The sequence below is a fragment of the Massilia genomosp. 1 genome, from assembly GCF_011682185.1.
Classification (GTDB): Bacteria; Pseudomonadota; Gammaproteobacteria; order Burkholderiales; family Burkholderiaceae_D; genus Telluria_A; species Telluria_A rubra.
Genome location: NZ_WHJF01000017.1, coordinates 69,957 through 85,090 on the forward strand (window position 1 = coordinate 69,957; position 15,134 = coordinate 85,090).

Here is a 15,134-nt window from a genome sequence, read left to right on the forward strand (position 1 = left end):
GCCAAGCGCAAGGAAACCACCTCCGCCGAGGCGGCCGCGGTGTCGCGCGCGCTACCAGCGCGGGCGCGCGTTGATGCTGGCGTTGTCGATCGGCAGCCTGATCGTCGGCCTGGGTCTGGGATGGCTGATCACGCGCCGCCTGACACGCCAACCCGGTGGCGAACCGGCTTACGCGGTGCACGTGGCCGGTGCGATCGCCGCCGGCGAACTGTCGGGCGCGATCGCTATCCGCCCCGGCGACACCAGCAGCCTGCTGCACGCCATGGAAACCATGCGCGCCGCGCTGGCCGGGATCGTGATCCAGGTGCGCAGCGGCACCGACACCATCGCCGCCGCCTCGGCCCAGATCGCGGCCGGCAACCTCGACCTGTCGTCGCGCACCGAGCAACAGGCCAGCTCGCTGGAGGAAACAGCCTCGTCCATGGAAGAGCTGACCAGCACCGTCAAGCAGAACGCCGACAATGCGCGCGATGCGAATCAACTGGCGGTCAGCGCGTCCGAGGTGGCCGGGCGCGGCGGCGCGGTGGTCAGCCAGGTGGTGCATACGATGGCGTCGATTAACGATTCTTCGCGCAAGATCGCCGACATTATCGGCGTCATCGACGGCATCGCCTTCCAGACCAACATCCTGGCGTTGAACGCCGCCGTGGAAGCGGCGCGCGCCGGTGAACAGGGGCGCGGCTTTGCCGTGGTGGCCTCGGAAGTACGCAACCTGGCGCAGCGTTCGGCCGCCGCCGCCAAGGAAATCAAAACCCTCATCAACGACTCGGTGGACCAGGTCGACGCCGGCGGCAAGCTGGTCGACCAGGCCGGTGTGACCATGGCCGAGATCGTGGCATCGATCACGCGCGTGACCGGCATCATGTCCGGCATCGCCTCGGCCAGCATGGAACAGACCGCCGGCATCGAACAGGTCAACATAGCGATCGGCCAGATGGACGAAGTGACCCAGCAAAACGCGGCGCTGGTGGAAGAAGCGGCCGCGGCGGCGGGGGCGATGCAGGAGCAGGCGGCCACCCTGGCGCAGGTGGTCAGCGTCTTTAAGCTGGGCAACGACGATCCGGCGGGCGCAGCGGCGCGCACGCCGCCACGGATGGCGCTGACGAACTCCGCAGCGGACGAGTGGGCAAGCTTCTGAGTCGCGCGCAAGCGCCGCCATGCGCCGGCGCCGTGATGCGCATACACGATGAGCGCTGAAAAAGGCGTCGCGCGCAGCCTATTGTTGATATTTCGCAAACGCGGCGCAGTTACAACAGGCAACGACAATCCAACGCATCAGCGTGTATAACCGTACCGATTGCTGCAGCGATCGCCTTAGCAATTTCACCGTGCAGATCCTCGACGCCGATCGCGCCGTGATCAAGGAATTCATTAGCAATAACATCGCGCCAGGCCTGAGCCAGTTTGCCGCAGCCGGCAGCAGAGGGCGCTACGTCCGCATCCAGTTAAATGGCAACAACACCCTGTCCCTGGCGGAAGTGCAGGTGTGGGCCGAGTCATAAGGCGTGCGCGCGGCCGATTGCCCTTGATCGGCCAGCGCGAGCGCTGGTGCCGGCGCGGCGGCATCGCCGGGGCCGGTTTGAAAAAATCGCGCGCTCAAGCGCCGGCCAGCCGCGCAGCCGGCGCCAGCAGCACCACATCCGAGCACACCACCGCCACGCACGGCAACACATCGCCGGCGCGCTTTTCATCCAGGCTCAGACCCGGCCAGTCGATCAGGTAGCTGATCTCCCCTGCCACAAGCCGGCACAGGCAGGTGCGGCAGCTTCCATTCCGGCAGGAAGCGGGCAGGATGACGCCGGCCGCTTCGGCCGCCGCGAGCAAGGTTTGTCCCGCCGCCGCCTCGACGCGCCAGCCGCCCGGCTGCACGATCATCACATAATTATCCATGCGCGTATTTTACCGGCCGCCAGCTTTTTGCGATGAGTACGCTGCCGCACAGACGATATATCCGACCGGAACTATTCTTCACTATCCGATTACCAAGGGGCTTCCATTGAAACCAACTTCGCTTTGCCTGTTCGCCGCCCTGTTCGCCGGCGTGGCCACCGTTCCTGCCGCCATGGCCGCCAGCGCGCCGTCCGCCCTGACGGCCGAAACGGTCAATCATGCCGGCAAGGAGGGCGCGCCGGCCGACACCGGCGCGAAACCTGCCAAGCCGGCCAAATCGTCCAAGAGCGCGAAAGCGGCCAAGCCGTCGGCCGCCGCCCTGCTGCGGGCCCAGGTCTTGCTCGACCGCGCCCACTTCTCGGCCGGCGAGATCGACGCCGCTTCCGGCTCGAACATGCGTCTGGCGCTGGCCGGTTTCCAGAAAAAAGCCGGCCTGGAAGCGTCCGGCGCCCTCGATGACGCCAGCTGGGCCGCGTTGAACGCCGACAGCGCCGACGCCCTGGTCCCCTACACCCTGCTCGAGGCCGACGTGGCAGGTCCCTTCGAACCGATCCCCGAGGGCATGGCCGAAAAAGCCAAGTTGAGCACGCTCGGTTACGGCAGCGCGGCGGAAGCGCTGGGCGAAAAGTTCCACCTCAGCCCGGCCCTGCTGGCGCGCCTCAATCCCGGCAAGGATTTGAGCCGCGCCGGCGAAGTCATCCTGGTGCCGAACGTGCTCGATACCGAGCCGCTGCCCAAGGCCGCCAAGATCGTGGTGGACCGCTCCGACCGCTCGCTGACCCTGCTCGACGCCGCCGGCACCATCCTGGCCCAGTTCCCCTCGTCGACCGGCAGCGCGCACGATCCGCTGCCGATCGGCACGTGGAAGGTCAACGGCATCGCGCGCAACCCGGTGTATCACTACAACCCGAAACTGTTCTGGGACGCCAACCCAGGCGACAAGAAGGCCAAGCTGCCGTCCGGCCCCAACAACCCGGTGGGCGTGGCCTGGGTCGATCTGTCGAAGGACCATTACGGCATCCACGGCACCCCGGTGCCGGCTTCGATCGGCAAGACCCAGTCGCACGGCTGCATCCGCCTGACCAACTGGGACGTGACCACCCTGACCGGCTCGGTCGGCTATGGCACCGAAGTGCTGCTGCAGGAATAATGAAGAATCACCCTCACAACGAAAAAGGATAATCTTATGAAATGGCTTCTGACCTTCCTGGCGGGCCTGGTGCTTGGCGCCGGCTCCCTGTTCGTCTACCTGCGCGCGGTGCCCAAGCCGGCCGAGGTGGTCGTCGTGGCGCCTGCCGCGCCGCTCGCCGCCGGCGCCGTGGCCGCGCCGGCGAGCGGGGTTTCCCTGCCGAGCGCCGACCTGCCGGGCGCGCCCGTGGTGAGCACCGACCTGACCGAACTCGACCTGCCGCTGCGCCCCAGCATGAGCGAAGTCGCCCTGCCTGTCGTCAATGGCGCCAGCGCAGCAGCGGCAAGCCCGGCCGGCGCCAAGCTGATGCTGCCGGTAGAAGGCATCAAGCTGGCCGACCTGCGCGACAATTTCGACCAGCCGCGCGGCGCCGACCGTCATCACGAAGCGCTCGACATCATGGCGCCCAAGGGCGCCAAGGTGCTGGCGGTGGCCGACGGCAAGCTGGTCAAGCTGTTCAACAGCAAACCGGGCGGCCTGACGGTGTACCAGTTCGATCCGAGCGAAAAGTACGCGTATTACTACGCGCACCTGGACCGCTACGCCGAGGGCGTGAAAGAAGGCATGGACCTCAAGCGCGGCGACCTGGTCGGCTATGTCGGCGTGACCGGCAACTCGGACCCGAACGCACCCCACCTGCACTTTGCCGTGGTTGAACTGACGGCCGAAAAGAAATGGTGGAAAGGCACGCCAATCAATCCATTCCCCTTGATCGGCGAATAGAAATTTAGCGCACGCGCACGGCGCGCACGCGCTGCCCGCGCCGTGCCGCCAGCAGGAGCACGCCGGCGCCGAGCAGCATCAGGGCCGGCATGCCCGGTTCCGGCACCGCGCTGCTACTGTCGAGTGTCAGCAAAAAGCCGGAACAGGCGCCGAGCGTGTTGCAGCCATGCGCAGTGATCTGGCCCAGGTCGTTGATGTCGGCCGCGTAATTGAGCATCCAGCCGAAACCGGGGCCGACCAGGGTGTTCAGATCGAGCATTTCACCACCCGAATACAGAAAAGCGTGCGTCGCCATGCCGCCGGCGATGTCGGAACTGCCCACCGCCTGGCCCGCACTATTGATCCCGTAGCCGTAACTGTTGATGCCGCCCAAGGTGTCGAGATCGATCATCTGGCCGTTCGCGAACATGAAGGCATGCGCAATCGCATCGCCAGCCAGGTAGGAAAAGCCGGTCACCGCGCCGCTGTCGTTGATGCGGTTCGCTTCGCTGTAATTGCCGCCCAGGGTGCCGAGGTCGCTCATTCCTTTACCATCTTCCAGGAAAGCGTGATAGTTGCCTGCAGCGAGCTCGGCCCGTCCCACCACGACGCCGCTATTGTTAATGTCGCTCCCCAGGCTGCTGGCGCCGCCCAGGGTGCCGAGGTCGCGCAACTGGCCGCCCGGGGTGTAGCGGAAGGCGGCCTGGGACCCATCGGCCCGGTCGGCGCTGCCGGCCACCTGGCCGGCATTGTTGATGCCCTTGGCCAGGCTGTCACGCCCGCCGAGGCTGCCGAGCGTCTCGATCTTGTTGCCAGTGAACGTCACTGCGCGCGATACGCCGCCGCCATCGGTCACCTGCCCGGCTGCCACGCCGGCCTCGTTGATGCCGCTGGCAACGCTGCTCGTTCCCTTGTCGGGACTGAGGCTGCGCATGGTGCCGCCGCGCGAGACGTAGGCGCTGCTGATATGGTCGCTGTTCAGGGCGTAGCCGACCACCGCACCGCCATTGTTCATGGCGCGTACGTCGCCGCTGCCGCCGCCAAGCGTACCGAGTTGCTTGACAGCGTAAACCGGCGCGGCTTGGGCAAGGCCCGGGAGCAGCAAGGTGGACAGGAGAGTGGACAGCAGACTGAGCTGCAACAGACGCGGTGCGACAGGCATGGGGAACTCCGGGAAACATGAACATCGGTGGGCGCGCCAGACTCAGCCGGCGCGCTGCGTCGATTCTAAACCCGATTTTCCTACGCACATTATGCGGGGTGGAAAATAGTTCCAAGCACACACACCTTAACGCGAAAATCCTTGCCAGCCTGGCACTACTCGTTGCGATCCTCGCCCACATTCACGGCCGCGTAGGCGCGCTGCACGGCCACCGCTTCCTTGCTGTTCTTGCCATACAGCTCCTCGGCCGCGGCCAGCACCTTGGCGCGCGCATCCTTGTAGTCGGTGCTGGAAGTAAAGCGCGTGGTGGCGGCGTTGAACCAGATCCGGTACGCCTTGTCGAGGCCGATGCCGCTCATTGCCCGTGGCGTGCCAGTGAGAAAAGTGCTGTGGGCCTCGCTGGCCGGGTCCGCGTTCGATCCCTGCGCCAGGAAGTAAAACATGCGGTTGTTCGGGCCGCTGCTGTAATGCACGTCGAGCCGCCGCAGCCTGGCCGACCAGGCATCCGGGCTGGTGCCGTCCTTGCTCGGGCGAATCATATAGCGCAGGGGCGTGCCGACCTTGCTGATGTCGGCGCCGATCATCCAGTCGTTGCCCTCGGCCGGAATCAGGGCGCCGCCCTTGCCGGCGCGCGCATACGCTTCCACCACTTCCCCGGTGATGTCCGACGACGATTCGTTCAGCCCGCCCGACTCGCCCGCGTACACCAGGCGCGAGGTGGCGTCGGTCACGCCGTGGCCCATTTCGTGGCCGACCACGTCGAGCGCGCCCAGGCTGTTGAAGGTCGCGCCGTCGCCGATGAACATGCATTTGCAGGCGTCGCTGTAGTAGGCGTTGTCGTAGGCGGTGTTGACGTGGGCGGCGATGTAGGTGGCCGTGTCCTGCCCGTCGAGCGCATGCCAGCCCAGCGCGTTTTTCAGCATGTCGTAGGTGTTGGCCAGGCCCCACATGGCGTTCACGGCGGCGGTCTGGCCGTTGGCGTCGGTGGTGCTGCCGCCGGCCAGGTATTGCTTGCCATCGCCCCAGTGGTTGCTGCTGTTGGCAAACAGCTCGCCGGCCTTGGTGCCGTGATCGGCGTTGGTGACCGCCAGCCCACCGAACTTGCCGCCCTTGGCGCGCAGCGGGTCGAGCATGCGAAAGCCGGCGCCGCCCTCGCTGGTGCTCAACGGCACCTCGCCGTTGTACTGGCTCTTGCCCTTGCCGATGGCGCTTTGCAGCATGCTCCACTGCGCCAGGATGCGTCCGCTGCCGGCGCTGACCACGGTGTCGTGGTAGACCGGCTGCGGGCCGGCGCGCAGCCGCGTGGCGACCAGCCAGGCCAGCTCGTAACCGACCACCACATCGGTCATGTCGAGTGCGTTGAGGGCGTCGTCGGCCTTGCCCAGCGCGAGCGGCAGGCGCTCGCTCCAGACCAGCGGATAGATGATCAGTTCGGCCGTGGGCGCGATCTCGGGCACGGCGCCGGCGCGCACCGAGCGCAGCGCCAGGGTGATGGCGTGTACCGCCGACAGCGCCGGCAGCACGCTGAACCCGGCCTTGGCCGCGGCCTGGGGCGCGCCAGCCTGGTCGGCATTGCCACGGCCCAGTTGCAGGCGCCGCTCCGACACCGATTCGCGCACGACCTTGCTGGCCGCGTCGAGCAGCACCACCGATTCGGAACCGAACACGCGTACGCCTTTGTAGGTGTGGTGGGCGCGCACCACCGTGCTACCCTGTAAGCCCGGATGCTCGCTGGCGATCAGGAAGTGGTGGTCGTCGTCGAGCCCGAGGCGCGCCCGCTGCGCGGCCAGTTGCGGCACGATGCGGCCGGCCAGCACGGCGGCGCCAGGCGCCACCGGGCCGTTCATCAGCGGCGGCGCGGCCGCGCCGCTCAGGTGCAAGGCGGCGACGGCGACAGCCAGCAGGGTCGGGCGAATTGTCATCGGGCATCTCCAGTATCAAGGGCCTACCCCATGATTGGGGCGGGCAACATCGATTCTCACAGCAGACATGCATGAAGAATTTGCTCAAACGCAAAGACAAGGCGAAATTCGCGGCGCGCCCCGTCATCGTACGGTCACGCAAGCTTGTTACTCTCTGCGTTTTGGCAGTCCTAACCCTTGTTCCCACCAAATCGGAGTCTGTTGCGATGTACCACGCGTCCCGTACCACCCTGTCCCTGATGTGCGCCGCCAGCGTTGCGGTCCTGATGAGCGCTTGCGGCGGCGATGATGCCCCCGACCTGCAAAATCCGGGCACCAGCTGGCCGCCGCAGCCGACCGTCACCGGGCACCGCGGCGCCTCGGCCCTGCGTCCGGAGCACACGCTGGCCTCGTACCAGAAGGCGATCGAAGACGGCGCCGACATCGTCGAGCCGGACCTGGTGGCCACCAAGGATGGCGTGCTGGTGGCGCGCCACGAGAACGAGATCTCGGGCACCACCAACGTCTCGGCCATGCCGCAATTCGCCAGCCGCAAAGCCACCAAGACCATCGACGGCATTCCCGTCACCGGCTGGTTCACGGAAGACTTCACCCTGGCCGAACTGAAAACCCTGCGCGCGAAAGAACGCATTCCCGCCAACCGTCCGCTCAACGCCGCCTACGACGGCCAGTTCGAGGTGCCGACCCTGCAGGAAGTGATCGACCTGGTAAAGAAAGAGAGCGGCGCGCGCAACAAGACCATCGGCATCTACCCCGAGACCAAGCACCCGAGCTATTTCAAGAGCATCGGCCTGCCGCTCGAAAAGCGCCTGGTCGACCTGCTGGTCGCCAACGGCTATCACGGCAAGGACGCGGCGGTGTACCTGCAATCGTTCGAAGTGGCGAACCTGAAGGAACTGCGCAAGCTGACCGACATGCGCATCGTGCAGCTGATCGACAATCCGGCCAACCCGCCGGCCGCCAACGGCGCGCCGCGCAATGCGCCCTACGATTTTGTCGCCGCCGGCAGCAAGAGCACCTACAAGGACCTGGTCACCCCGGCCGGCCTGAAAGAAATCGCCACCTACGCCGACGTGGTCTCGCCGTACAAGGAAGTGATCATGCCGCGTACGGCAGCCAATGAACTGGCCGCGCCGACCAGTTTCGTCGCCGACGCCCACGCCGCCGGCCTGAAAGTGCATACCTGGACCCTGCGTCCGGAAAACCCCTTCCTGCCACCGAGCATGCGCCGTGGCGACCCGGCCTCGCCGACCCAGCGCGGCGATGGCGAAGCCGAGATCCTGGCCTACCTGAAGGCCGGCATCGACGGCTTTTTCACCGACGATCCGGCCGTGGGCCGGGCGGCGGTGACGCAGTTCAAGAAGTAAGAAGTAACAAGCAAGACGTAAGAAGTAAGGCCGGAGGCCGGGCCGCGCCTTACCAGGTGCGGTTCCAGCTCAGCGCCAGGGTACGGCCCCGGCCCGCATAGGTCCCGGCCGCGTCCAGCGCGGCGCTCGACTGCGAGTAGTAACCCACGTACTGCTTGTCCAGGACATTCTCCAGGCTCACCCCGAAGCGCCCGTAGGCGCTCTCGAAGGTGAGCGCCATATCGGCCAGCGTATAGCCCTTGAAGTGCTCTTCCAGGTTGCTGGTGCCGATTCTGCGCCCGATATTGATGTCGCGGTCGCGCAGGTGCGCCGCCTGTACCCGCAGCTGCGCTTTCGGCGCCCACTGCCAGTTGGCGCCGAGGACGCCCTTGTCCGGGCCTTGCGCGCGCGCGTTCAGGGACAGGTCGAGCGGCGCCCCCTGGGCGGCGGCCGTCTTGCCGTCGGTGACGGCGTAGCTGCCGAACACCGACAGCGCCTTGACGGGACGCCAGTCGCCCGATACTTCCCAGCCCTTGACCACGGTCGGCACCCGTTCGACCGAGCCGATGCCGGTGGCGCTCACGCGCAGCACGCTGCCCAGCTTCGAGCGCGAGTCGTAGCGCGACACGCCCACCTGCCCGTTCGCGCCGCGCCAGTTGACGCCCACTTCATTGTTGCGGGTGATGATCGGTTGCAGGTCGATCAGGGTCGCCACCGACTTGCCTTCGGTGTTTACGCCGCGCAGCACCAGGCCGACGTCGGGCAGGCCGAAGCCTTCCGAGCTGGCGACAAAGGCCGACCAGCGCGGCGCAAAGCGCCACACCGCGCCGATGTTCTTGACCGGCTTCGAAAACTCGGTCTCGCCGCCCTCTACCCGCCGGTTGCCGTAGGCCGCCAGCGTGGTGTAGGTGTCGATCGTCAGCCTGGCCTGTTCGTGACGCAGCCCGCCGCGCAGCGTGAGCGGGCCGAATTCGTATTCGAGCTGCGCAAACGGCGCGCTGGACGCGAACTGCAACTGCGGCACCCAGGTGCGCTCGGTCGTGGCCAGGCGCTGCAGGATGTTGTCGCGCAACAGATCGAGGCCGACCGTCAGTTCCAGGCCGCGCACCAGCATGTCGGGACGCACCCAGGTCATGCGCGCGCCGCGCTTGTCGGCCACGATCTGCGACTGGTCGTTGAGGGTGCCGGCGGGCGCCAGGCGCACATCCTGGAAGGTCGACGCGGCCGTGGCGCCGTACAGGGCTTCGAAGTCGTGCGTGAACAACTGGGCGCTGAAGGCGCCGCCGAACAACTCATCGTGGCGGTAATCGAGGCTGGCGCTGCGCACCTTGTTCTTGGGCGGCTCGCCCGGCGCCCGCCCCGGCAGCGATGTGGTCGGCACGCCGGCCGCCAGCACGCCCGGCTCGTTCTTGTAGTCGCCGTCGCCGCGCAGCTTGAAGCGGTTCAGGCTCAGTTGAATGCGCTGGGCGCCGAAGCGCTGGCCGATCTTGAAAAACAGGTCGTCGCCGCGGCTGTCGAGCGTATCGCCCTGGACGTTGTCGATGCCCAGGCGCCGGCCATTGCCATCGTAACCCATGCCGCGCCGCTGCATGCCGACGTAGGCGAGCAGGTCGAAGCCGCCGTCTTTGTGGGTGACGTTGTAGCCGGTTTTCCAGTCCAGGTTATCGGAGCGCAGCTGGCTTGATGCGCGCACGTTCAAACCATGCGTGGTGCCGTCGGCGCGCGCGCTCTTGGTGATGTAGTTGATGATGCCGCCGGTCGCGCCCATGCCCTGCATGGCGGACGCGCCGTTGATTACTTCGATGCGCTCGATGATGGCGCTGTCGGCAAAGTAGCCTTCGCGCGAGCCGGCGCGCAGCGGGTTCGATTGCGGTATGCCGTCGAGCAGGATCAAGGGCTGGCGCCCGCGCAGCGACTCGCCGGCCGAGGTCATTTTCTGGCGGCTCGGCGCGTAACCGGGCACGTAGGTCGCCAGCGCTTGCGAGGGGTCGTCGGCGATCAGGTATTGCGCGGACAGCTCCTGCTGGCCGATCACGGAAATCGCGCCCGGGATCTTGTCCACCGCCTTGGCTCCGCGGGTGGCGCTCACCACCACCGTGCCGGACGGCTGCGCCGCGTCGTCCGCAGTCTGGGCCTGGGCCTGGACCGTGGACATGGAAATGCAAGCGAGCGCAAGCGCACGGGAAAGGGGCGAAACAGGGATCATGCGGGGGAATCCTTGATGGTGGGACAGAGATGTTGACCTTCGGGGTACAATGTGAATGATAACGATTCTCGTTCAATTATTCAAGAAGCATTAAAAATGATCCACCCCGCCCTCGCTTGCTCCCTTCCATGAAAGCGCTGATCCGTTTTATCCATCTGTGGGCCGGACTGGTTTTCGGGACGATCCTGGTCGTGCTCGGGCTGACCGGCAGCGCGCTGGCGTGGATGCACGAACTCGACGTGCTGCTCAATCCCGCCCTGCTGCGGGTGGCGCCGCCGCCCGGCCTGGCGCAAGGGACCCCGATGCGCGTGGCGCCCGCCACCGTGCAGGCAGCCAGCGAGCGCTTGCTGGCCGATCCGCTGTACGGGCGTCCCAGCCAGTTGATGCTGCCCGAGCGCGCCGGCGACGTGTTCGTGGCGTGGTACCGCGATCCGGCACAGCAGGCCTCAACCTGGAACGTGGCGCTCTCGCGCCAGGTGATGCTCGACCCCGCCACCCTGATTGTGACCGGCGAGCGCACCTGGGGCGGCCTCGGTTTCTCGCGCCCGCAGCTGATGTCGACCCTGTTTCACATTCACCGCTACCTGGTGGCCGGCGAGACCGGCAAGACCGTGGTCGGCGTGACCGGCGTGGCGCTGCTGCTGCTCTCGCTGACCGGTATCGTGCTGTGGTGGCCGCGCATGACGGCGAGCGCCATCAAGGGCGCCTTGAGCGTGCGCCACGGCGGCAACTGGCCGCGCTTTAACTTCCAGCTGCACCGCGCCGGCGGCTTTTTCGCCGCGCCGGTGCTGCTGGTGCTGGCCGTGTCGGGCGTGTACTTCAATATGCCGCAGTGGGTGCTGCCCATCGTCGGTGCGCTCGCGCCGCTGGCGCCGAACGGCAAGGCGGCCAACCGCAGCGCTCCCGGCGCGGCGCCGATCGCGCCGCACGCCGCGATGGCGGCGGCGCAGGCCCGCTTTCCGCAGGCGCGCGTCTCGCGCGTGGCCATGCCGGCCAAGCCCGGCCAACCCTACGACATCCGCCTGCGCCAGCCCGATGAGCTGCGCGCCGGCGACGGCGCCACCCGCGTCTCGGTCGACGCCGGCGACGGCACGGTGCTGCGCACGGTCGATCCGCTGCGCGCGCCGGCCGGCGAGCGCTTCCTGGGCTGGATGTTCCCGCTGCATACCGGCGAAGCCTTCGGCCTGGCCGGGCGCACCTTGATCAGCATCTTCGGCATCGTGCCGCTGCTGTTCTTCGTCACCGGGCTGGTGATCTGGATCAAACTGCACCGGCCCAAAAAGCGCAAGGCCAAGGTCGTTGCCGGCTGATCCGGCAACGATCCATCATTGTTTTTCCGGCAAACTGTTTATACGGCTTAAGCTGCGCGACGCCGAATTTCCTGAATGCACCTCGTTGTATTCCGATCACTCTCCCTGAGCTATTTGTCAATCTCATAGACATTTTCATAGTCTGCCTATAAATTAGGTCGGCACTCGTCGCTCAGCAATATATTCCATGACGGCTGCAAAGGTCTCATTTTTCATCCGCTTTCCCAACTCGGGGTCAGGCGCCAGCCTGGGCTTATCTCGTTCGAACTGCATTCGCAAAGAGAGATTTTAATGAAGAAGACTTTTCCCATTGCAGTCATGCTGTTGTCCACCGGCACTGCTGTCGCGCAAGAACCTGTTCCTCAAGCAGCCGCTCCAGACGCTTCCGCCCCCGCCGCCAGCAAACCGGACGACGTCCAGCGCGTCGTGATCGTGTCCACGGGTAGCCGCGGCTCGCAGCGCACGGTCGTCGATGCGCCGGTCCCGGTCGACATCATCAACACCAAAGACTTGAACAAGACCGGCCAGATTTCGCTCGACAAGGCCCTCGGCATGCGCGTGCCATCCTTTAACACGGTGCAAACGCCGGTCAACGACGCCACCTCCCTGCTCGACCCTTACGAGATCCGCAACATGGGACCGAGCCGTTCGCTGATCCTGATTAACGGCAAACGCAAGAATTCGAGCGCGCTGATCTACACCCAGACCTCGCCCGGGCGCGGCGAAAGCGGCTCCGACATCTCGGCCATTCCGCAAGACGCGATCAAGCGCATCGAAGTGCTGCGCGACGGCGCCTCGGCCCAATATGGCTCGGACGCGATTTCGGGCGTGGTCAACATCATCCTGAAAGACAATCCCGAAGGCGGCTCGCTGACCGCGCGCGCCGGCGTGACCGGCGAAGGCGATGGCAAGATGGGCGCCCTGAGCCTGAACCACGGCATCCGCCTGTCCGACAAGGGCTTCGTCAACTACACCATCGACGTGTCGAAGGTGGGCCTGGCCGAGCGCTCAGGGCTGGTCGACGGACGCGGCGACGCTGCCGACTTCGGCGCCAACCTGCAAAAGGATGTACTGCCGTTCCTGGCCCAATCTCCTACCGCCGGCAACATCAACGGCTCGCCCAAAACGCGCGCCAACAAGTTCCTGGTCAACAGCCGTCTCGACATCACCGACGACGTCAGCATTTACGGCAACGCGGCCTATGTCAAGAAGCAGGTCGACAGTTTCGCCAACTACCGCACGCCGTACTGGCGCGATACCGACTTCGGCCTGCTGCACGCGAGCGGCACGCCATATACCGGCTACGGACCGCAGTTCATCGGCAAACTGGACGACTACAACGCGACCCTCGGCGCCAAGTTCACCTTGGGCGACTGGAACGCGGACGTCAGCGTGACCATCGGCGGCAACAAGCAAGCCTATGAAGTGCATAACTCGCTCAACCGGGGCATCGAAAACGCGCGCGTCGACGCTATCGCCGCCGGCAAGACTCCCGGCCCGCGCTCGCCGACCAGCTTCGACGCCGGCGGCACGCGCTTTCGCCACACGGTGGTCAACGCCGACGTGTCGCGCCAGCTGACCGAGGCCGTCAATGTGTATGCCGGCACCGAACTGCGCCAGGAAAAGTACGACGTCATCGCCGGCGAATTCGCTTCCTACACGGCCGGCGGCGCCGATTCGTACGCCGGCAACATGCCGGAAAACGCGCTCTCGGCCGACCGCAAGAACTACGGCGTCTACGGCGGCAGCATGTTCGACATCAGCAAGCAGTGGCTGGTCGACCTGACCGGGCGCTATGAAAAGTACAGCGACTTCGGCAACGCCACTGTCGGCAAGCTCAGCACCCGCTACAAGGTCAGCGACATGGTCACCTTGCGCGCTTCGCTCTCGAGCGGTTTCCGGGCGCCGTCGCTGCACCAGATCTATACCCAGAAGAAGCAGTACTCCTTCGTGGCCGGTTCGGGCATCCAGGTATCGGGCTTGACCAACAACCAGTCGGCCGAGGCGCGCGCGCTCAACGTGCCGCAACTCAAGGCCGAGAAGTCGAAGAACATCACGCTGGGACTGGGCCTCACGCCCGACGCCAACACCAGCGTCACGCTCGACTACTATCACATCGCGCTGAAAGACCGCATCATCCTGGGCAAGGAAATCAAGCCGACCGGCGACCCGGCGCAGGAGCTGGACAAGATCCTCGCCGCCGGCGGCGTGGTGTCGCTCAGTTTCTTCGCCAACGCGCTCGACAGCCAGACCTCGGGGATCGACTATGTGGTCAGCCGCAAGAACATTCCGGCCCTGGATGGCAAGCTGGCGGTGAATTTGTCGGGCAACTACACGCTGAAAAACGAGCGTGACGGCGCGATCAACAACCCGGCCGCGATTGCCGCCGCGCGCCAGTCGGTGCTCGACGCGACCCAGGAAGCGCTGATGTTCACCTCGCGCCCGAAGCACAAGACGGTGCTCGGTCTCGATCTGGATTACAGCAAGTTCAACTTCTCGCTCAACAATACCGTGTACGGCCCGACCCAGTTCCGCAATGCCGGCCTGGACGAGAACCTGGAGCTCAAGTTCAAGACCCGCAACGTGACCGACTTCGCGCTCAACTACCAGCTGAGCAACAACACCACGCTCTCGTTCAACGTCAACAACCTGTTCGATGTGCTGCCGAAGTGGGAGTTAAAGGCCGTCAACAACACCGCCAAGGGCAGCGAGATCCTCGCCAGCACGGCCAGGGATCCGAAGACCGGCATGACCCCGCGCGAAACCCAGGTGAACCTGATCACGTTTAACGGCCGTTATCCGATCGTGACCTACGATGGCTCGCATTTCAGCCAGTTGGGACGCATGTTCAATATGTCGCTGAACGTGCGTTTTTGATGCCGTGTTAACGTCGCGCGTCGGCACGATCCTTGTGATCGAACATCCGACGCGCGACCAATTAACGGCGATGCAGCGGCGCCGCTCAGCGCTTCCCGAATCGACAGGCAACTTCCACACCGAAGCACACACCCATGACAGCCCTTCCTCTTCCTCGCAGCGAGGATACCGTGGCAAGCGGTCCTTGCGAAAAATACGCCATGATGCATGCAGAGGGAGTTGGCGCTGCGCAGGCGTATGCAGCGGTAAGACCGGATGGATCAGACCTGTTTGCTGCGATACGGATGGTGAGAAAAGTCTATGGCTTGACGCTGACGGAGGCAAAGAAGGTCAGTGTTGAAGTCGACACGGGTCAATCGATCGAACAATATCAGGGAGGCCTGGAGCAAGATATTCTCAAGGTGCTAGCCTGAATTTTGCACAAAAAAGGGCAAGAATGCCGTAAGTGATTGATAGAATGGGAGTTATCTAAAAACCTACCCTATCAGCACGAACACACCTTGCCCGACATGAATTCTACCCCAGAGCAG

Annotated in this window: 11 protein-coding genes and 1 pseudogene; 8 read left to right on the forward strand and 4 right to left on the reverse strand. The window is 65.3% G+C overall.

The window, feature by feature from the left end; all coding sequences use genetic code 11:
• Positions 1–73 precede the first annotated feature (73 nt).
• Both F1735_RS09015 and F1735_RS09020 read left to right on the forward strand, forming a co-directional pair.
• Positions 74–1,138, forward strand: a complete 1,065-nt coding sequence (locus tag F1735_RS09015; protein WP_167236623.1) for a methyl-accepting chemotaxis protein — start codon at positions 74–76, stop codon at positions 1,136–1,138.
• A gap of 121 nt (positions 1,139–1,259) precedes the next feature.
• Positions 1,260–1,502: pseudogene (locus F1735_RS09020) on the forward strand (galactose-binding domain-containing protein); the annotation flags it as partial.
• A 94-nt stretch (positions 1,503–1,596) separates the two neighbouring features.
• On the opposite strand, the gene F1735_RS09025 reads toward F1735_RS09020, so the two are convergent.
• Complete coding sequence (locus F1735_RS09025) at positions 1,597–1,890, reverse strand: 2Fe-2S iron-sulfur cluster-binding protein (protein ID WP_167236625.1); 294 nt, start codon at positions 1,888–1,890, stop codon at positions 1,597–1,599.
• A gap of 106 nt (positions 1,891–1,996) precedes the next feature.
• Here F1735_RS09025 and F1735_RS09030 point away from each other — a divergent pair, with 106 nt between their 5' ends.
• Both F1735_RS09030 and F1735_RS09035 read left to right on the forward strand, forming a co-directional pair.
• Entirely contained in the window at positions 1,997–3,040 is a 1,044-nt protein-coding gene (locus tag F1735_RS09030) for a L,D-transpeptidase family protein (protein ID WP_229505688.1), read from the forward strand.
• A gap of 36 nt (positions 3,041–3,076) precedes the next feature.
• Positions 3,077–3,802, forward strand: a complete 726-nt coding sequence (locus F1735_RS09035; protein WP_167236626.1) for a M23 family metallopeptidase — start codon at positions 3,077–3,079, stop codon at positions 3,800–3,802.
• 4 nt (positions 3,803–3,806) lie between these two features.
• On the opposite strand, the gene F1735_RS09040 is transcribed toward F1735_RS09035, so the two are convergent.
• On the reverse strand, positions 3,807–4,943 hold the full coding sequence (locus F1735_RS09040) for an HAF repeat-containing PEP-CTERM protein (protein ID WP_167236627.1): 1,137 nt from the start codon (positions 4,941–4,943) through the stop codon (positions 3,807–3,809).
• 155 nt (positions 4,944–5,098) lie between these two features.
• On the reverse strand, positions 5,099–6,865 hold the full coding sequence (locus F1735_RS09045) for a M4 family metallopeptidase (protein ID WP_167236628.1): 1,767 nt from the start codon (positions 6,863–6,865) through the stop codon (positions 5,099–5,101).
• A 206-nt stretch (positions 6,866–7,071) separates the two neighbouring features.
• Here F1735_RS09045 and F1735_RS09050 point away from each other — a divergent pair, with 206 nt between their 5' ends.
• Entirely contained in the window at positions 7,072–8,232 is a 1,161-nt protein-coding gene (locus F1735_RS09050; protein WP_167236629.1) for a glycerophosphodiester phosphodiesterase, read from the forward strand.
• A 49-nt stretch (positions 8,233–8,281) separates the two neighbouring features.
• Here the strand turns inward: F1735_RS09050 and F1735_RS09055 are convergent, their stop codons facing one another.
• Positions 8,282–10,366, reverse strand: coding sequence for a TonB-dependent receptor (locus F1735_RS09055; protein WP_229505689.1), 2,085 nt, complete (start codon positions 10,364–10,366; stop codon positions 8,282–8,284).
• A 179-nt stretch (positions 10,367–10,545) separates the two neighbouring features.
• Here F1735_RS09055 and F1735_RS09060 point away from each other — a divergent pair, with 179 nt between their 5' ends.
• From F1735_RS09060 to F1735_RS09070, 3 genes are all read left to right on the forward strand, one after another.
• Entirely contained in the window at positions 10,546–11,727 is a 1,182-nt protein-coding gene (locus tag F1735_RS09060) for a PepSY-associated TM helix domain-containing protein (RefSeq protein ID WP_167236631.1), read from the forward strand.
• A gap of 291 nt (positions 11,728–12,018) precedes the next feature.
• The gene (locus F1735_RS09065) at positions 12,019–14,604 is read left to right on the forward strand and encodes a TonB-dependent receptor plug domain-containing protein (protein WP_167236632.1); all 2,586 of its coding nucleotides are present in this window, start codon (positions 12,019–12,021) and stop codon (positions 14,602–14,604) included.
• A 134-nt stretch (positions 14,605–14,738) separates the two neighbouring features.
• Positions 14,739–15,017, forward strand: coding sequence for a hypothetical protein (locus F1735_RS09070; RefSeq protein ID WP_167236633.1), 279 nt, complete (start codon positions 14,739–14,741; stop codon positions 15,015–15,017).
• The last annotated feature ends 117 nt before the right edge of the window (positions 15,018–15,134 follow it).